The sequence below is a fragment of the Actinocrispum sp. NPDC049592 genome, from assembly GCF_040675465.1.
Lineage (GTDB): Bacteria > Actinomycetota > Actinomycetes > Mycobacteriales > Pseudonocardiaceae > Kibdelosporangium.
Genome location: NZ_JBFAPA010000001.1, coordinates 563424 through 582227 on the forward strand (window position 1 = coordinate 563424; position 18804 = coordinate 582227).

An 18804-nucleotide genomic window follows, 5' to 3' on the forward strand; every position below is an offset into this window, starting at 1 on the left:
AGTTCGTTCGCTCGGACCGGAGCGGCCGCCGGAGTCAGGACTTCGAAGACTTCGCGCGGGACGCCGCGGCGGGGCGCTTCGCGGCCGTCGTCTTCTTGGCCGTCGTCTTCTTCGCCGCGGTCTTGCGCGCGGGAGTCTTCTTCGGCGCCGGGCCCTTGTCCCGCTTCTCCTGCAGCAGCTCGGCGGCCCGCTCATCGGTCAGCGTGTCCACGCTGTCCGACTTGCGCAGGGACGCGTTGTACTCGCCGTCGGTCACGTACGGCCCGAACCGGCCGTCCTTGACGATCATCGGCTTGCCGGAGACGGGGTCGTTGCCCAGCTCCTTGAGCGGCGGCTGTGCGGAGGCCGCTGCCCGCCCGCGCTTCTTGGGCTCGGCGTAGATCTTGAGCGCCTCGTCCAGGGTCACGTTGAAGATCTGGTCCTCGGTGGCCAGCGACCGGGAGTCCGTGCCCTTCTTCAGGTACGGGCCGTAGCGGCCGTTCTGCGCGGTGATCTCGTCGCCCGACTGGGGGTCGGTGCCCACGACCCGCGGCAGCGACAGCAGCTTGAGGGCGTCGTCGAGGGTCACGTCCGCGATGGTCATCGACTTGAACAGCGAGCCGGTCCGCGGCTTGACCTTCTTGGTGCCGTTCTCCTCGGGCAGGATCTCGGTGACGTAGGGGCCGAACCGGCCGTCCTTGGCGACGATCTCGTGCCCGGTCACCGGATCGGTGCCCAGCGAGCGCCCCTCCTGCGGGGTGGCGAACAGCTCCTCGGCGATCGCCGGGGTCAGCTCGTCCGGCGGCAGGTCCTCGGGCAGGTTCGCCCGCTGCGACTCACCGTCGACCTCTCGCTCCAGGTACGGCCCGAACTTGCCGACCCGGACCACGACCTGGCGGCCCTCGGCATCGTCGAACATCGGGATCGAGTTGACCAGCCGCGGGTCGATCTCGTCCACGCTCGCGCTGATCAGCTTCTTCAGCCCGCCCGCGCGGCCGATCGAGTCCTCGGGACCGACCTCGCCGCCGAAGTAGAACCCGGACAGCCAGTCGGTGCGCTGCGCGCGCCCGGCCGCGATGCCGTCCAGCTCGTCCTCGAGCGTGGCGGTGAAGTCGTAGTCCACCAGCCGGCCGAAGTGCTGCTCGAGCAGCCCGACCACGGCGAACGCGATCCACGAGGGCACCAGCGCGGCGCCCTTCTTCCACACGTAGCCGCGGGACTGGATGGTGCTGATCGTCGTGGCGTACGTGGACGGACGGCCGATGCCCAGCTCCTCCAGGGTCTTGACCAGGCTCGGCTCGGTGAACCGGGGCGGCGGGTTGGTGGAGTGCCCGTCGGCGGTCAGCTCGGTCGCGGTGACCGCCTGGTCCTTGACCAGGTTCGGCAGCCTGCGCTCGGCGTCGTCCGCCTCGCCGCCCTGCTCGGAGTCGACCGTCTCGACATAGGCCTTGAGGAAGCCGGGGAACGTGATGGTCCGGCCGGACGAGGAGAACGTGCACTCCTCGCCGCTGGTGGCGGTGCCGACGATCCGCACGGTCATGGTCGTGCCGCGCACGTCGGCCATCTGCGAGGCGATCGTGCGCTGCCAGATCAGCTCGTAGAGCCGGAACTCGTCGGACTGCAGCTCGTTGGCGACCTGGCCGGGGGTCCGGAACACCTCACCGGCTGGCCGGATGGCCTCGTGCGCCTCCTGCGCGTTCTTCACCTTGCGCGTGTACTGCCGGGGCGTCGGGTGGACGAACTGTTTGCCGTACAGGCTCTCCGCCTGCGCCCGGGCAGCCGCGATCGCCGTCTCCGACAGCGTCGTGGAGTCGGTACGCATGTAGGTGATGTAGCCGTTCTCGTACAGCCGCTGCGCCACGCGCATGGTCGTGTCCGAGGAGAACCGCAGCTTGCGCCCGGCCTCCTGCTGCAGCGTGGACGTCATGAACGGTGCGTACGGGCGGCGGGTGTACGGCTTCTCCTCGACGCTCGCGACCCGCATCGAGGCGCCGTTGAGCGCCTGCGCCAGCCGCTGGGCCTCGGTCTCGTCCAGCAGCCGGACGTCCGAGCCGTTCTTGAGCTTGCCGTCGGTGCCGAAGTCGCGGCCCGCGGCCAGGCGGGTGCCGTCGACGGCGATCAGCCGGGAGCCGAAGGTGCGCGGGTCCGCGCTCTCCCCAGCGTCCATGGTGGCGGCGATGTCCCAGTACGAGGCCGACTTGAACGCCATCCGCTCGCGTTCCCGCTGGACCACGATCCGGGTCGCCACGGACTGCACACGGCCGGCCGACAGCCGCGGCATGACCTTCTTCCACAGCACGGGGCTGACCTCGTAGCCGTAGAGCCGGTCGAGGATGCGCCGGGTCTCCTGCGCGTCGACCAGGTCGAGGTCCAGGTCACGGGTGCTGTTGGCGGCCTCGCGGATGGCCGACTCGGTGATCTCGTAGAACACCATCCGGCGCACCGGGACGGTCGGCTTGAGCGTCTCCAGCAGGTGCCACGCGATCGCCTCGCCCTCGCGGTCACCGTCTGTCGCGAGGTAGACCTCGTCGACCGTCTTGAGCGCCTCTTTCAGCTCGGTGACGGTGGACTTCTTGTCCGGGGTGACGATGTAGATCGGCTCGAACCCGCCGTCGACGTTCACGCCGAGGCTGGCCCAGGACTGGCCCTTGTACTTGGCGGGCACCTCGGCGGCCTTGCGGGGAAGGTCGCGGATGTGGCCCTTGGACGACTCCACGACGAAGTTGCGGCCGAGGTAGGACGCGATCTTGCGCGCCTTCGCCGGTGACTCGACGATCACCAGCCGGCGCGGCTCGGCCCCGTTCGCCGTTCCGTCGCTCTTCTTCGTCCGCGTACCTGCCACGCTTTTCCTGCCCTCTTGTCCCGCCTGTCCCAGGTCGACTGGGAGCGTCAGCCCGTCAGTGTGCACTGCCGGGTGCCGAGTACCGAAGTGGAGGTGTCCCGACGCACACACGAACTCGGGTAACCCCCGGTGACCCTCTCTACCTCGCCCGGGCCATCCGGCTCGTTACCTTCCGGATGGTCCCCGTGCACGTGGGACCCCGTCCCGCAGGTCTGCGGGCTATCCACTACTAGCACGACCGGACGTCCACGTGCATCACTCGGGGCGACCCTACGCGCGCGAGGTAATTTCACCCGTTTGGATGAATGGGCGTGTCGGCCAGTGTGGTTCCGCGTCCGGCACGGGAGCGTCGCCCACCAGTTCGACCAGACGGCCGATTCGCCGTCTGCCGTTCACCCGCAACCCCGGGCCGCCGCCGCGTATTCCCAGCAGGTGCGCGGGCAGGCCGATCCGGGTGACCGCCTGGACCAGCGGTTCGTGCGTGTCCGGGGCGCGTTCGTCCAGGCCGAGCAGATACCCGCTGTCCACCCAGCGGCCGAACGCCAGTGCCCAGATCCGCAGCGTGGCGCCGTCCATGGCCAGGCCCTTGGGCACCGCCTTGACCGCGCCCTTGGTCCACGCGTCGGCCAGTCCGACCAGATCACGGCGGAACGCCGTGCGGACCAGCGGGTGCCCCTCGTCGCTCTGGCCGGTTTCCGCCTGCACGCCACGCTCGGCGAAGGCGGCCGCGAGCGCGCGCTGGCGCCACGGCTCGTCGAGGACCACCGAAAGCCGGGCCGCGGCGCTGGCGAAGTGCGCCACCTGGCCCTGCCCGCAGAGCAGCCCGGCGAGGTCGGCGACCCCGGGCTGCATCGCCTCGGCGGAGAAGAACGACATCTGCGCCACGAGCCTCAGAGTAGAACAAGTGTTCGCCTACCGCGAGGGAAGGATGTTGCCAGAGTTACTCACGGGGTCGAGGTCGAGGTGGACGTCGGCGGCCCGTCCGGGAAGCTCGGGTCGGTCGTCGGGGTGGTGGGTGTGGTGGTGCCACCCGGCAGGCCCGGTTCGGTGGACGACGTGAGCGGAGGCAGCGCGGAACGGCTCGCCCGGGCCCTGGTGATCTCCGTGCAGTTGTCCGCCCCGCGTACGGCCGCCTGGAGGTCCGGGAACCGCGCCCCCATGCCCTCCAGCGGGTTCACCGGCGTCTTGAGCTGCTGCAGGTCCCTGGCGACGTCCTGGAGGGTCGCGCTGGTGTTCGAGCGGTCGTTCGGGTCCGCCTTGGCCAGCTTCTCCTTCGACCTGGTCACCACGGTCTGCACGTCCTTGAGGCCCTGCACGAGGTTGCGCACGGCCTCGTCACCGCCGTCCACCGGCGCGGCGCCGATCTCGCCGAGCTTGCTCGTGGCGGTGTCGACCCTGGTCAGGACCGCGTCCAGGTAGGTGTTCAGCGACGAGATCATCGTCGCCGGGTTGCTGGAGTCGATGTCCGCCTTGGGCGTGCTGCCGTCGTAGTCGAGGATGACCGAGCAGAGCTTGTCCGCCCACTCCACCGCGGCCGGACCGGCCGACGGCGTCGTGGTCTGGGCCACCTGCGCGGCCGGGTGAGCGGCCGGAGCGTCACAACCGGCCACCGTGGCCGCGACCGCCAGGGCCAGCACCGCCCGGCGCACCTGGGCGCGTTTCACTGCGCCAACCTCATTTCCCCTGATTCAGCCGCCGGCGATGTCCTTGCACCGCGGTGCCTTGCTCATCGCGTCGCGCAGCTCGTTGTTCTGCAGGTCCTTGAACGGGTCCGCGATCTTGGTGGTCTCGTCGCCGAGGCTCTGCATCGCGGCGGCCGCGGCGTCCTGGTCGCCCGCCTTCATCTTGGCGGCGGCGTCCTTGAGCACCTGCTGCGACTTGCCGTAGGACTCGATCATCTTGGCCTTGGCGTCGTCCGCCCCCTTGATCGGCGAGGGCTCGAGCTGCTTGAGCCGGTCGACCAGGCCACCGACACCGTTGGCCATGTCGTCGAGCAGCTGGCCGAGCTTGGCCTGGATCTGGTTCTGGTCACCGGCGGCCGAGCCGAGGTCGGAGGCCTTCTGGGTGATCGACTTGGTGAAGTCGCTGACCGGCGCGCACAGGTTGTCCACCCACTTGACCGGGTCGCCGTTGCTCGGCTGGGGCGGCGGCGCGGATGCCTCCGGCGAGGACGAGCCACCACCGGAGCCACCGGTGCCCGACGCGGGAGCGGACGCGCCTGCCGACCCGGAGCTGCTCGGGGCGGCGTTCTGCCCGCCGCTGTCGCTGGAGCCGCAGCCGGTCAGGGTGAGCGCGATGCCCAGAGTGGCGGCCGCGACGGACGCGAGGCGACGCTTCATCAAGACTCCTGGTGTGGGGGACCTGGCGGGCCCGACGGTACCCGCGTACGGGTTTGAGTGCCGTGAGGGCCGCTCCTCAGACGAGAAGCGGCCCTCATTCGGTTGCATCCGATCAGGCGTTGTTGACCTGTTCGGCCGGGCTGTCGGCGATGGCGTTACCGCGCCGCTTCGACACGACCACCGCCGCGGCGATGATCGCCACGGCCACCAGGGCGATGATGATCCGCAGCGCGGTCTTGTCCTCGATGATGAAGGTCACGACGGCCGGTGCGACCAGCAGCGAGACCAGGTTCATCACCTTGATCAGCGGGTTGATGGCCGGACCCGCGGTGTCCTTGAACGGGTCACCGACGGTGTCACCGATGACGGTGGCCTCGTGCGCGGGCGAGCCCTTGCCGCCGTGGTTGCCGTCCTCGACCAGTTTCTTGGCGTTGTCCCAGGCACCACCGGAGTTGGCCAGGAAGATCGCCATCAGGGTGCCGGTCGCGATGGCACCACCCAGGTAACCGGCGAGCGACTGGACGCCCAGGCCGAAGCCGACCGCGATGGGCGCGAACACCGCCAGCAGACCCGGCGTCATCAGCTCACGCAACGAGTCCCGGGTGCAGATGTCCACCACACGGCCGTACTCCGGCCGCACGGACCCGTCCATGATCCCGGGGTTGTCGTGGAACTGACGGCGGACCTCGTAGACGACCGCACCCGCGGCGCGGGACACGGCGTTGACCGCGAGGCCGGAGAACATGAACACGACGGCCGCGCCGATGAGCACACCGACGAGCGTGTTCGGGCTGACCAGGTTCGCCACGAAGTCACCGGTCGCGTTGGCCGCGGTGCGGATCGCCTCGCTGTACGAGCCGAACAGCGCCGTCGCCGCGAGCACGGCGGTCGCGATCGCGATGCCCTTGGTGATGGCCTTGGTGGTGTTGCCGACCGCGTCCAGCTCGGTGAGGATCTGCGCGCCGTCGCCGTGCACGTCGCCGGACATCTCGGCGATGCCCTGCGCGTTGTCGGAGACCGGGCCGAAGGTGTCCATGGCGACGATGACGCCGACCGTGGTGAGCAGACCGGTACCGGCCAGCGCGATCGCGAACAGCGCGACGGTCACGTCACCGGACAGCAGGAACGCGCCGTACACGGCGGCACCGATGACGATGGCGGTGTACACGGCGGACTCGAAACCGACCGAGATGCCGGACAGGATCACCGTCGCCGCACCGGTCTCGGAGGTCTCACCGACGTGCTTGACCGGCTTGTGCTCGGTGCCGGTGTAGTAGCCGGTGAGCCACAGGATGATGCCAGCCAGCGCGATACCGATGATCACGGCGACCGCGGCGATCAGGCCCGGGTTGCCCGGCAGCGTGGAGTTCTTGGCCCCGTCCAGAGCGGCGAACGAGGTCGGCAGGAACGCGAACGCGGCCACCGTGCACAGCACCAGCGAGATCAGCGCGGAGATGTAGAAGGACCGGTTGATCGCGGTCAGGCCGTTCTCGCCCGGACGCGCCTTGGTGATGAACACGCCGATCACGGCGGTGATGACACCGATCGCCGGCACGATCAACGGGAACAGCAGGCCCTGCGCACCGAAGGCCGCGCTGCCCAGGATCAGCGCCGCGACCAGGGTCACCGCGTAGGACTCGAAGAGGTCCGCGGCCATACCGGCGCAGTCACCGACGTTGTCGCCCACGTTGTCGGCGATGGTCGCCGCGTTGCGGGGGTCGTCCTCGGGAATGCCCTGCTCGACCTTGCCGACCAGGTCGGCGCCGACGTCAGCGGCCTTGGTGAAGATACCGCCGCCGACACGCATGAACATGGCGATCAGCGCGGCTCCGAAACCGAAGCCCTCCAGCACCTTCGGCGCCTGGCCGGAGAACGCCAGCACCACGATCGAGGCGCCGAACAGGCCCAGGCCGACGGTGGCCATACCGACCACACCACCGGTGCGGAACGCGATCCGAGTTGCCTTCTCCCGGCCGCCGTCCTCGTTGGCCGCCGCGGCGACCCGGAGGTTCGCCTGCGTGGACAGCCACATGCCGAGGTAGCCGATGGAGAAGGAGAACACCGCGCCAACGAGGAAGAACAGCGATCGCCCGATCAGTTCACCCGTACTGTCCGCAGGCAATGCGAACAGCAGCAGGAACACCACCGTTCCGAAGATCAACAGCGTGTTCCGCTGACGCTTGAGATATGCCGCCGCGCCCTCTTGGACCGCCTTCGCGATGTCCTGCATCTTCGCGGTGCCCTGGCCCGCGGCCAGCACCTCCCTGAGCAGGAAATAGCCGACGCCAAGAGCGGCCAGGGCGACCACGGCGACCACAACGACAATGCTGTAGTCACCGCCGGAGAGTGAGGCCTCCGCTAGGTACTGCCCGGACATCCGTCCTCCTGTGACTTCTGCCGATTTCTCCCGTCCTTTGACGCCGACGGGACGTGCATGCCACCACGAGTGGTGGGACGTCGGCGGAGTCTATGTGTAGTGAAAACCGCGTTCGTAAGGCGTCCCCGCCCGTGCACGTTCCGTTATCTTGCGGTGATCGATTTCGAGATCGATCAAGACCACCGCGACGGCGGCGCGCGGGACTGTCGGTGGGCTGTGCGAAGCTCGTCCGGTGGGTGACGTGCGACCAGAACGCGGGCGGATTCTGCTGGACCGTGTGCTCGCCGGGGTGCCGGCGAACGAGAACCCGCTGACCCACGCGGAGGATCTGCCCGAGCGCGAGGCGCGGTACGCCGAGTGGCCGTCGTGGGCGCCGGCCGAGCTGGTGTCGGCGCTGCAGATGAAGGGCCTGCAAAAGCCGTGGTCGCACCAGGTCGAGGCGGCTTCGCACGTGTGGGAGGGCCGCCACGTCGTGCTGTCGACCGGCACCGCGTCGGGCAAGTCACTTGCTTACCAGTTGCCGGTTTTGTCCTCGATGCTGACCGACAAGCGCTGCACCGCCTTGTATCTGGCGCCGACCAAGGCACTGGGCTACGACCAGCTGCGCACGGTGCAGGACATGAACCTGACGGGGGTGCGGGCGTCGAGCTTCGACGGTGACACCCCGATGAACGAGCGCGACTGGGTGCGTGCGCATGCCCGCTGGGTGTTCACCAACCCGGACATGTTGCATCGCGGGATCCTGCCCGCGCACGCGCGGTGGGCGCAGTTCTTCCGGCGCCTGCGGTATGTAGTGGTGGACGAGGCGCACGCGTACCGCGGTGTGTTCGGCTCGCACGTGGCCCTGCTGTTGCGCCGGCTCAGCCGTGTCGCCGCGCATTACGGGACTTCGCCGGTGTTCGTCGCCGCTTCCGCGACCGTGTCGGATCCGGGTGTTTCGGTGTCCCGGCTGACGGGCGCGGAGTGCATCGCGGTCACCGAGGACGGTTCGCCGCGGGGGGCGCGGACGGTCGCGTTGTGGGAGCCGCCGTTGATCGATGACCTCGTCGGCGAGAACGGTGCTCCCGTGCGCCGGTCCGCGGGGGCCGAGACCTCGCGGATCATGACGGACTTGGTGGTCGAGGGCGCCCGCACGCTGGCGTTCATCCGGTCCCGCCGTGGGGCCGAGCTGACGGCGTTGTCCACCAAGCACGCACTGTCCCAAGTGGACAGTGCGCTGGCCCGCCGGGTAGCCGCCTACCGTTCGGGTTTCCTGCCCGAGGAGCGGCGGGCGTTGGAGAAGTCCTTGGCGTCGGGCGAGTTGCTGGCCGTGGCCAGCACGAACGCGTTGGAGCTGGGTGTCGACATCGCGGGCCTGGACGCTGTGGTCGTCGCGGGATATCCAGGCACTTTGGCGTCTTTCTGGCAGCAGGCGGGCCGTGCTGGCCGGGAGAACGACGGGGCGTTGGTGATCTTCGTGGCCCGCGACGACCCGTTGGACACCTATCTGGTGCACAACCCGGCGGCGATGTTGCACCGGCCGGTCGAGGCGACCGTGCTGGACCCGGCCAACCCGTATGTCCTGGCCCCACAGCTGGCGTGTGCCGCCGCTGAACTGCCGTTGAAGACCGCTGATCTCCGGGCGTTCGGCGGGGAGGTGGCCCGCGAGGTGCTCGACGGCCTGGTGGCGGAGGGTGCGCTGCGCAAGCGCCCCGCTGGCTGGTACTGGACCTCGCACGACCGGCCGCACGCGGGGGTGGACATCCGCGGGTCGGGTGGTGAGCAGATCGTGGTGGTGGAGGCGGACACCGGGCGGATGCTGGGCACGGTGGACGGCGGGTCGGCATCGATGGCGGTGCATCCGGGAGCGGTGTACCTGCACCAGGGCCAGTCGTACGTGGTGGACGACCTGGATTTCGAGTCGGGCCTGGCGATGGTGCATGGCGAGGACCCGGACTGGACGACCCAGCCGCGGGAGAAGGTGGACATCGCGGTGCTGCGGGAGTTGACCCGCAAGGACTACGGAGGTGTGAGCGTCTGCCTCGGCGACGTGGCGGTGACCTCCCAAGTGGTGGCGTACCTGCGACGTCTGCCCTCCGGCCAGGTCCTCGACCAGATCCCCCTTGACCTCCCCGAACGGACGCTGGAGACCCGCGCGGTCTGGTACACGATCACCGAGGACCTCCTGCGCGCGGCGGGCCTCGACCGCGCCCAGGTCCCCGGCGCCCTCCACGCAGCGGAGCACGCCGCCATCGGCCTCCTTCCGCTGCTGGCCACCTGCGACCGCTGGGACATCGGCGGCGTCTCCACCGCCCTCCACCCCGACACCGGCGAGGCAACGGTCTTCGTCCACGACGGCCACCCAGGCGGCGCCGGCTTCGCCGACCGAGGCCACGACAAGATCAAACCCTGGCTCCACGCCACCCGCCGGGCGATAGCCGCCTGCGAATGCCCCACCGGCTGCCCTTCCTGCGTCCAGTCCCCCAAGTGCGGCAACGGAAACGAACCCCTCAACAAACAAGGCGCGATCCAGGTCCTCACCATCGTCCTAGACGCAATCACCTAGCCCGCCGACTCCCGTGCTCACGCCCCTACGCCCCTACGCCCTACCCCAAACCGCCCTCCGCCCTCCGCCCTCCGCCCTCCGCCCTCCGCCCTCCGCCCTCCGCCCTCCGCCCTGACACCACCAAAACACCCCGTTCGACCGCTGGCGCCCTTGGGCGCCATTAACCCCGCACCACCAGCCCACCACGGCCTCGCACGCCTCCGCGCCACCACACATGCGGTATGCCCGCTTAACTTCTCACCACAACCCCGCTGCTTAGACCACCACGGCACACGCCTCTACACCCGCCAACATCCGGTGTCGCCCCTTACGACTCCCACGCGGCAACTCGCCTCAGCGCACCGCGAGATCACACGCCCCGCCTGAACATGCCGCGCGACCGCTCACAACTCCGCACCGCAGGCCCCGCACCACAAACATGCGGTGTGTTGCTTACCTCCGCAGCACAACCCTGCTTAGCGCACGCCGTCTCATGCACCTCGCACTGCCAAACCTCACCGCGCGGTTCGCTTTCCGTCGCATCCGCGACCGTTCCGCTCGGGACACCGCGCTGGCTCCCTCGGCGCCCACCAGTTCCCGGTCGTACGTAGAACTCAGTGCCATCGCCCACTTTGCGGAGTCCCCCCCCGCAGCACACCTCACGGGTTCCAGCCCTCGTCCACATTGCACTGTCGCTCGAAGCGATCTCGCTGCCACGGCGCAGTTCTTAGCCGCGTTCATCGTGGGGGTGTCATCATCGTCGCGCTAAATCGCGTGCTCACCGGTGCGACCGTTGTGGCCGCTGGTGATTCACGCGCGGCGAGGGCTTTTCTGGTGGTAGATATGGCAATGCGCAGGGGTATCGGTTCCGTACGATACCCCTGCGCATTGCCTTGCCGCCGAGTCCAGCCCGTGGGCCTGCTACCGCTTGTTCACGACCGCCGTCAGCACTGGGACACCGGGAGGCGAAGGTGTCGTGTGCCGGAGTTTCTTCCCGGGGGCAAGATCGCCGACCGCGGCGGGAGGGCCGCGCTCACCGGAGGCTGCCGTGTCTCGGGAGACCGTCTACGGGGTGGTTTCCTCGGCAGGCTGCCCTGTCCTGGTCGTCGCTTCGGTGCGGGAGGCCGGCTTACGACCAACGGACGAGGCAAACCTGTGTGGCGCTATGGAGTTGTGAGTCTGGGTGGGTCAGTCCGCTGCCACGAGTTCGGAGACGTGGGTCAGCCGGCTCGGTGCCGCCAGTGCGTCGGCGAGTGCGTCCTGCACCATCGCGGACTCCGGCAGCCGCCAGCCGCACACCTCGGGCTTGACCCGCCAGTGCACGACACCGTGCTCGAAGGGGCTCGGCGGCAGCGGGACGTAGCTGCCGTCGCCGTGCAGGGTCACCGACTCCTCGCGAGCCAGCTCCCGGCGCAGCGAACGCCCGGTCTTGGTCAGGAACATCCAGCGCCCGGCCGGGGTGGCGACGATCGGCACCGGCATCCCGAAGGTGCGCAGAACACCGGCGGCCTGACGGCCCAGGGCGTCGTCGACCTCGATCGCGTCCAGCGTGACACCGGTGGCGACAAGGAGGCTGTATGGGCGGCCGGTCCACCAGGTCGCGACCTGCTCGGGCTTGGTGCCGATCCGCTCCTGCCAGTCGCGGTGCACCGGAACCGGACCGGTGGCTTCCGTCCCCTCACGGCCCGCCCACTGCGAGCCCGCCGGATAGGTGCCGGGCAGCACCGGCCACCCGTGCCACGCGAGGCCAACCGCTTCCGCACGCAGTTCGATGCGGAAAGCCCCACGCCAGCTATCCGACCAGTCCGTCTCCAACATCTTGGGTTCTGCCTCCTTGCACGTCGGGCACCGTCCGTGCCCTGCATCTGACTAAACGGCACAAAGGCGCCGTCCTGTAACCAGCTGTCGGCAACTGGTCGGTACGGCACGCCGAGTGACGTGGGTCTCGACCTACGGGCCGAACTTCCACCGGTCGGCGGTACCACTCGCCGAGGCTCTTCGGCCTGTCTGCCCTGCCGCTCACCGCTTGTGAACGACCGTTGCCCGTGGCCGGACGGGCGTTTCACCAGCACGCGTCCAGTCGTCGACCGGTCCGGCCCGCGCCCGGGCGGTCACCGTCCCCAGACCGCTCACCGCACCGGCCACCTCAACCCACGCCTCCCACCCCTCCATCCGGCACGAGGTCAGCCGCACCCCCATCCCCTCAGCCACCCACCTAGCCAGCCCGCACGCGTACTCCTCGCCCCACGGCCCGTAGGACGCTGCCGCCAACGCACCCAAGTCCGCCGCACTCTCCGCCCGATGCCGAACCGAAGCCACCATCCCCACCCCCACAATCGCCCCCACCAACGCCGCAATCCCCGCAACCACCCAAGCGGTCCACACGGTCGCCACACCCCGATCCCCACCACCCTGATCGAGCCCTGTGCCGCCGAAGCCCGGTCTGCCAGCCTCCAAGGCAGCGGACGCCAATTCGCCAGATCGCAAGCCGCCGAGCCGCCCGGCGTCAGACGGCGAGCCGCCGGATCCAAAGGGATCGCTGAGCCACGTGCGGTCGGACTCCAAGGCATCGGGTAGTACGCAGCTGGGCCACGAGTCGTTAGCCCCATAGACACCGAGCCGCACACGGCCGGGCTCCACGTCATCAGACCCAAGGGCGCCGAGCCGCACGCAGCCCCGCTCCACGTCATCAGCCCGCATGCAATCGAGCCGAAAGCCAGGCCATGACTCATCAGACCCAAGGACACCGAGCCGCACGCAGCTGGGCTCCACGTCACCGGGCCGCATACAATCGGGTCGAAAGCCGCTAGGCCACGCCTCATCAGAGCCAAGGGCACCGAGCCCCGCGCAGTCGAGCCCCACGTCATCAGGCCGCGCGCAGCCGGGCCGCGAGGTCTCAGGCTCCAAGTCACCGCCTCTCCTGGTCAGCCGAGCGCTCAACCACGTCACCCGGCCCACGCACGTATCACCCAAACCACGCACACGCACCGCCCGACTCCTCTCACGTATTGCCTACTTGCATCACCTGCGGCCGAGCCCTTCACGCTCACCGGGCTCTTCGCGGTTCTCGTCATGTCTTGATCCCTTCGGTCATCTGCTGAGGCGCGTATCGCTTCATTCGGGGGTGGTTTCGGTTGGTTCGGCGATGGCGAAGGCCTTGCCGGTGACGGTGAGGCCGGGGAGTTGGGTGGAGGCGGAGATTTCTACTTGGATGTGGTCGCCGTCGGTTGTTGTGCTGAGGTGGGCATTGGATGGGGCGATCTTGGCGACGGCTTGTTGGGCAAGGGTGGGTTCGCCTCGGGCGATGAGGCGGGCGGCTTCGCGGGCGGCGTCGACACAACGGAGGTGGGTAGTGATGGCCGCGATGCCGGCGAGCGCCAGGTAGAGAACCAAGGCGAGGGAGCAGAGCGCGATCGCCGCCTCGACGGTAACCGCACCCCGCTCGCTCACCAGCCCACGGCGGACATCCCGGCCGCACCGAAGATCACGACGAACTACTCGATCATTCGGTAGGCCACGGCCGATGTATCCGCCATTTGAAGTGCCACGGCGGACATCCCGAACGCCAATTAGGTCACGATGGGCATACCGATCCTGATGAAGGGCACGGCGTACTCCTCGATCGCTCTGATGGTCACCGCGGACCTCGCGGTGGTTCGCAGGTTCTGTACGGATTTCTCGGCCATTCCGAACGTCACGGCTGGTCTCCTGACCTGTTCCTAGATCGTTTGGGTGTTCGGGTTCGCGGTGGTTTAGAAGTTGACAGTGAAGGCCCTCTTGATGATGTTGGTGATGCCGTCGAGGACTTGGTCGCCGGTGAGGACCGCGTAGAGGATGCCTGCGAGCGCGGCTGCGGCGATCGTGCCGATCGCGTATTCGGCAGTGGACATACCGTCGTCGCCGTAGTCGTTGTAGTCGGTGAAGTCGTGGAGTTGCATGGGGTGTTCCTTTCGGGGTCATGGGGTCAGTCCGAGGTGGGTGGCGAGGCCCGCGATCACCGGCACGATCCCGAGACATACGAAGGCAGGCAGGAAACACAGGCCCAGAGGTCCGGTGATCAGCACACCGGCACGTTGCGCCCGTGACTCGGAGAGGTCGTTCGCGGAAGTCCGCATGTCGGCTGCGAGAGCCGTGGCCACGGCCGCCAGTTCCGTTCCAGATCTGGCGGTTCTCCTGGCGCCTCTCGCCAGTGCAGCGGTCTGCGGGACTGCTGCCACGGGGCGCCACGCGGTGGTTGGGTCAGCGCCAACTGCGAGCAGATCGGCTGTCGACCGCAGGGCCTGCCCGCTTTCGCCTGGCACGCGGGCCGCCACTGCGCGGACTGCGGTCGACACCGGGAGCCCAGCCCGCAGGCATGCGGCGAGCAGGTCCCAGCAAGCCGCTAGCCGTAAGGGATCCACCTCTGGTGGGCGCTTCCGCAGTGCCCGGCGCGCCGCGAACCAAGCGGCCACGGTCACCGGCACCGCAAGCAGCCAGGCTCCTATCATCGTCACCAAGACGCCAACAGGAACCGCTGCCACGACTGGCAACAGCTGCTGGCTGGGCAGCCGAATTCGTTTCCGCTGCACACCAGCTACAGCCGCCAACCGCCATCGAGCGACCTGCCGACCGGGCTCGACGACCAGAGCAGTCGCCAGCAACAGCAACGCCCACACGAAGTTCGTCATGGCAGCACCGCCTGATGAGTCAGCCGGGCGCTCCACTGGATTCCAGCGCACACCAAACCAATTCCCACTACGAGCAGGACCTGTCCAAAGGCCGTGCTGGACAGAACATGCAGCGGACGCGCACCCATCACTTCGCCCAAGGCGATGCCGAGAATGGGAAGCGCCGCCAGGATCGCGGCACTCGCCCGGGGTCCAGCCATCCGGGCCTGGACCTGCCCGGCGAACCGGGCCCGTTGCTCCAGATCGCGAACGACCGCGTCCAGAACATCGGCCAACGGCAACCCATGTTGTTGAGCCAAAGCCCAAGCATGGGCGGTCTCGGCCAGCAGTGGTTCCTGGACTGCCTGTTGCACGTCCACACCGGTCCGACTCGCGATCGCCAGTGCCCGCATGGCCTCCGCACCGGCTGGCGGCGCATCGGCAGCGACGGACTCGGCAGCGATCGCGGGATGCGCACCGGCTCTTAGTTCACCCACAAGCGATCGCAGGGTCTCAGCCAGCTGATCCACTGTGGATAGTCGATGGCGCAGATCCTTCCGTGCCTGCCAACGCCGCCAACCAACCAGTGCGCCGACAGAAGCGGCGACACCGCCGCCGATCCCCAGCGTCGCCCAGCCGCCGATAGCCGCAGCTATCGCCACGCTGACAGCGTTCGGCTTTGGCAGCTTCCATTTTCTGGACCTGACTCCGACCAACGCTGACAGCCGCCACCCCGAGCGCCGTCCAGGCCATACGAGCAATGCCGCTGCCAGCAGTAGAAGTGCGACGACCATCAACTGACACCCCAATTGGCGAACGATGCGGGCTGTCCGATGTAGACATAGGTGGGCTGCATGATGATTTCCTTGGGCATTGGCAGCGGCGATAGGCCGGAAGGGTTCCGGGATGGGTCAAGGACCGCTCGGGATGGGCGGAGGTGGGTGATCTGGGTTAGGTGGGTGCGGTGCGGAGCGGGATTGGTGGGGTGACAGGTTGGTGGGGTTTGGGTTTGATGCCCAGGGCGGTGAGGCGACGATTGGCGATGTGGGATGGCCAGACGGTGTGAGCGGCGGCTGATACGGGGGTGGGTGGATTCATGGTGTGCTCCGGGAGTAAGGCGAGGGGTGGTAGGTGATGAGGATCGAGGCGTGAGGCGAAGCGCTGTCCTGGAGTAGTGGGCAGCGCAGGGCGGTGGGTGGATCGAAGCGGCGGGGGCGCCGACAGAATTGGAATCTGGCAAGAAGGTTGCGGCTAGGCCTACTGGATCGGGTGATGGGCGACGGTTCAGTGACGGCGTGAGGTGATCAGGGGCGGGGTCATGGCGCTATGTGGCGGTCGTGATATGTGCCGTGGGGTGGCAATGGGAGGTGGTCACGGGGTGGGCCATGGGTGAGGATGTGGGGTGGTCACGAGTGACCCATGGCGTCGCGGTGGGCGGTGAGGGTAGAGAGGTGACGGGCGGTCAGGTTTTGTGGCTATGGAATGGAGGCTTGCGGTAGTCAGATGTGGAGGGGTGGCTGAGGGCGGGAATGGTTGGGGTGTGCGGGATGGGGGGTGAGAGGTGGAGTGGTGATGAGGGGTGGGTGGTCAGGGTGGGGGCCAGGGGGTGGGGGTGTTGTGGGTGGTGAGGAGGGATTCGAGGGTTGTGCGGGCGTAGAGGCGTTCGCCGGGGCGCCAGGCGGGGTGGACTTTGAGGGTGTGGGTTGTCTTTTCGAGGATGGCGATCTCGGCGAGACGGCGGGTGGAGCCGTCGCGGCGCATGAACAGGATCAGGTGGACGGCGGCGGCGAGCTGACTGTGCAGCTCGGCCCGGGAAAGGCCGCCCAGGGCGGCGAGGGCCTCGAAGCGGGCAGGGACCTCCGCTGGGGAGTTGGCGTGCAAGGTGCCCGCACCGCCGTCGTGACCGGTGTTCAAGGCTGCCAAGAGATCCACCACCTCGGGACCGCGGACTTCGCCGACGACGAGGCGGTCCGGTCGCATTCGCAACGCCTGACGGACCAGATCCCGCAAGGTGATCTCGCCGGCGCCCTCGATGTTGGGCGGCCGGGCGACCAACCGCACGAACTGCGGATGGGTGGGATGCAACTCCCCCGCGTCCTCGACACAGACGATTCGCTCGCTCTCGGGGACGCACCCGAGCATGGCCGACAGCAACGTCGTCTTGCCCGAACCGGTCCCGCCCACCACAACGAAAGCCAGCCGGGCGGCGACGATCGCGCGCAGCAGCTCGGCACCCTGCTGTTCGAACGTTCCCAAGGCCCGCAAGGACTCCAAGTCGTGCGCCGCGGGACGGAGCACCCGCAGGGACAGGCAGGTGCCGTCCGGGGCGATGGGCGGCAGGACAGCGTGCATGCGGACCTTGCCCAGCGCGGTGGTCTCCGGGATCCAAGCGTCCACATAGGGCTGCGCGTCGTCCAGCCGCCGCCCGGCAGCGAGCGCCAGGCGCTGGGCGAGCCTGCGGACCGCGGTCTCGTCCGGGAACTGGACGGCGGTGCGGCGCAGCCCTGCCGGACCATCGACCCAGACCGAGCGCGGACCGGTGACGAGCACGTCGGTCGTGGCCGGGTCGCGGAGCAACGGCTCCAACGGCCCCGCGCCGACGAACTCCTGGTGCATCTTGTGCATCGTGTCGAGCACGTCCTTGTCGCCCACGACCCCGCCGGCCTCGTCGCGGACCGCGTCGGCGACCGTGGCGAACGTGATGTTCGGCCCGGCGGCGGCGACCCGGTTGCGCACCCGCTCCATGAAGTCCGTCATGACGCCCTCCGCAGTTTATGTTGCACGCCAAGCACTTCGAGGGTCAGCCGGGCCGCGGCGCCCAGCGGGCCCCGGCGTTCGCTGAACCGGCCCTTCTCCAGATCGACCGCGAGGCCGCGCTGGTAAGGCATCCACGCGAGCAGAGGAAGGTCGATGGCATCGGCGATCTCCTGCGCCCGCAGGCCGTCCGGCGCCGGGCCGCGGACCAGGACCCGCGCCGTGACGCCACGTTCGGCCAGCCGCTCGGCGATGCGGCTCGCCGAAGTGGTCGCCCGCAGCTCGGCAGGAACCACGATCACCGTCAGATCGGTCAGATCCAGCGCCGCCGCAACGGTTTCGGACATCGCCCTGGGCAGGTCGCAGACCACCACATCGCCGCCGCGCTTGCTCGCCTGGACGACGGCGGTCACCGCGTCCGGCTCGGGTGCGAACCCCTTTCTGGCCCCGGACAACAGTTTCACGCCGCCGAGGCTGGGCAGCGCCGCCCGCAGCGACGAGCACGCCACCCGGCCGGACCGCACACGGATGTCCGGCCAGCGCAGGCCCTGCTCGTTCTCCGCGCCCAGCACCAGATCCAGCCCACCGGCCATCGGATCGCAGTCCACCAGCATGGTGGAGTGACCGGCTCGCGCGGCGGCCATGGCAACGGCACCGGCGAACACCGAAGCACCCGCGCCGCCGCGGCCACCGATGACCGACAGCACCCGGCCCGGTGGCCCGCTCGGTCCCTCAGCGGTGTCGGCAAAGCACTCGCTCAGCCACGCACCGGCGACGGGCAGCTCGACCACCCGCTCGGCGCCCAGTTCCAGTGCGCCTTGAAGCGAAGAGATGTCGGTGGTTTCCGGGGATACCACGATGATCCGGTCTCTTCGCGGCAGATGGGCGGCGTGGCATTCGCGGACCCCGCCGGGATCCAGCAGCACCAAGGGAGCGCTGAGCCAGCGGGCACGGGCGGCGCTCACGTCGGGTACGCGCTCAAGTTCGCAGCCTGCGGCGGCGGCCAGCCTCGACAGCTCGTCGACCACGTCGTCGTTGGTGGCCAGGACCAGCGGCCGGTTCTCGCTCATGTCCACTCCCCTGTGTCGCTTTGCCGGTCGGTTGGCCGGCGCTCTTCCACGTTCGCCGGTTGGGCCTTTGGCGGCAATGCGGTCTCGCTCGGCTGTGGACAACTTGGGGACTTGTGGACAACTGGGTGCGGGCGGGCCCGAGTTGCCTTCCGCTGTCGCTGATGTGTGGTAGAGGCCTCGGTGCGGGGCGTTGCTACGACAACGTAGAATTCACACGCGCGCCTGGATCGGGGCCTGCACAACAGAAGTACAAGTGAATATGGGACGACCCCC

Annotated in this window: 15 protein-coding genes; 1 reads left to right on the forward strand and 14 read right to left on the reverse strand. The window is 68.8% G+C overall.

All coding sequences use genetic code 11. The annotated features are described in order from the left end of the window. Positions 1 to 34: 34 nt before the first annotated feature. The 5 genes from topA to AB0J95_RS02665 form a co-directional block, all read right to left on the reverse strand. Positions 35 to 2821, reverse strand: coding sequence for a type I DNA topoisomerase (gene topA, locus AB0J95_RS02645; protein WP_364751298.1), 2787 nt, complete (start codon positions 2819 to 2821; stop codon positions 35 to 37). A gap of 270 nt (positions 2822 to 3091) precedes the next feature. Beyond that, positions 3092 to 3697 carry a hypothetical protein gene (locus AB0J95_RS02650; protein WP_364753417.1) on the reverse strand — a complete coding sequence of 202 codons (606 nt, stop codon included), beginning with the start codon at positions 3695 to 3697 and terminating at the stop codon, positions 3092 to 3094. 68 nt (positions 3698 to 3765) lie between these two features. After that, complete coding sequence (locus AB0J95_RS02655) at positions 3766 to 4485, reverse strand: hypothetical protein (RefSeq protein ID WP_364751300.1); 720 nt, start codon at positions 4483 to 4485, stop codon at positions 3766 to 3768. Between the two features lie 24 nt (positions 4486 to 4509). Further along, the gene (locus AB0J95_RS02660; protein ID WP_364751303.1) at positions 4510 to 5160 is read right to left on the reverse strand and encodes a hypothetical protein; all 651 of its coding nucleotides are present in this window, start codon (positions 5158 to 5160) and stop codon (positions 4510 to 4512) included. Between the two features lie 112 nt (positions 5161 to 5272). Continuing rightward, the gene (locus tag AB0J95_RS02665) at positions 5273 to 7537 is read right to left on the reverse strand and encodes a sodium-translocating pyrophosphatase (RefSeq protein WP_364751306.1); all 2265 of its coding nucleotides are present in this window, start codon (positions 7535 to 7537) and stop codon (positions 5273 to 5275) included. Between the two features lie 232 nt (positions 7538 to 7769). Here AB0J95_RS02665 and AB0J95_RS02670 point away from each other — a divergent pair, with 232 nt between their 5' ends. Further along, positions 7770 to 10082, forward strand: coding sequence for a DEAD/DEAH box helicase (locus AB0J95_RS02670; protein ID WP_364751308.1), 2313 nt, complete (start codon positions 7770 to 7772; stop codon positions 10080 to 10082). A 1167-nt stretch (positions 10083 to 11249) separates the two neighbouring features. Here the strand turns inward: AB0J95_RS02670 and AB0J95_RS02675 are convergent. The 9 genes from AB0J95_RS02675 to ssd all read right to left on the reverse strand — a co-directional run bounded on the left by AB0J95_RS02675 (position 11250) and on the right by ssd (position 18531). Then, on the reverse strand, positions 11250 to 11879 hold the full coding sequence (locus AB0J95_RS02675) for a bifunctional DNA primase/polymerase (RefSeq protein ID WP_364751311.1): 630 nt from the start codon (positions 11877 to 11879) through the stop codon (positions 11250 to 11252). A gap of 201 nt (positions 11880 to 12080) precedes the next feature. After that, on the reverse strand, positions 12081 to 12848 hold the full coding sequence (locus AB0J95_RS02680; RefSeq protein WP_364751314.1) for an Rv3654c family TadE-like protein: 768 nt from the start codon (positions 12846 to 12848) through the stop codon (positions 12081 to 12083). Positions 12849 to 13175: 327 nt separating this feature from the next. Further along, complete coding sequence (locus AB0J95_RS02685; RefSeq protein ID WP_364751317.1) at positions 13176 to 13511, reverse strand: TadE family type IV pilus minor pilin; 336 nt, start codon at positions 13509 to 13511, stop codon at positions 13176 to 13178. A 119-nt stretch (positions 13512 to 13630) separates the two neighbouring features. After that, complete coding sequence (locus AB0J95_RS02690; RefSeq protein ID WP_364751320.1) at positions 13631 to 13759, reverse strand: hypothetical protein; 129 nt, start codon at positions 13757 to 13759, stop codon at positions 13631 to 13633. A 54-nt stretch (positions 13760 to 13813) separates the two neighbouring features. After that, positions 13814 to 13999, reverse strand: coding sequence for a DUF4244 domain-containing protein (locus tag AB0J95_RS02695; RefSeq protein ID WP_364751322.1), 186 nt, complete (start codon positions 13997 to 13999; stop codon positions 13814 to 13816). 18 nt (positions 14000 to 14017) lie between these two features. After that, a complete protein-coding gene (locus AB0J95_RS02700) occupies positions 14018 to 14728 on the reverse strand; it encodes a type II secretion system F family protein (protein WP_364751325.1) in 711 nt (236 codons plus the stop codon). After that, positions 14725 to 15237, reverse strand: coding sequence for a type II secretion system F family protein (locus AB0J95_RS02705; RefSeq protein ID WP_364751328.1), 513 nt, complete (start codon positions 15235 to 15237; stop codon positions 14725 to 14727). Before AB0J95_RS02705 ends, AB0J95_RS02700 begins: the two co-directional genes overlap by 4 nt. Before the next feature lie 1057 nt (positions 15238 to 16294). After that, positions 16295 to 17464 carry a TadA family conjugal transfer-associated ATPase gene (locus AB0J95_RS02710; RefSeq protein WP_364751332.1) on the reverse strand — a complete coding sequence of 390 codons (1170 nt, stop codon included), beginning with the start codon at positions 17462 to 17464 and terminating at the stop codon, positions 16295 to 16297. After that, positions 17461 to 18531, reverse strand: coding sequence for a septum site-determining protein Ssd (gene ssd, locus AB0J95_RS02715; RefSeq protein ID WP_364751335.1), 1071 nt, complete (start codon positions 18529 to 18531; stop codon positions 17461 to 17463). Before ssd ends, AB0J95_RS02710 begins: the two co-directional genes overlap by 4 nt. Between the last annotated feature and the right edge of the window lie 273 nt (positions 18532 to 18804).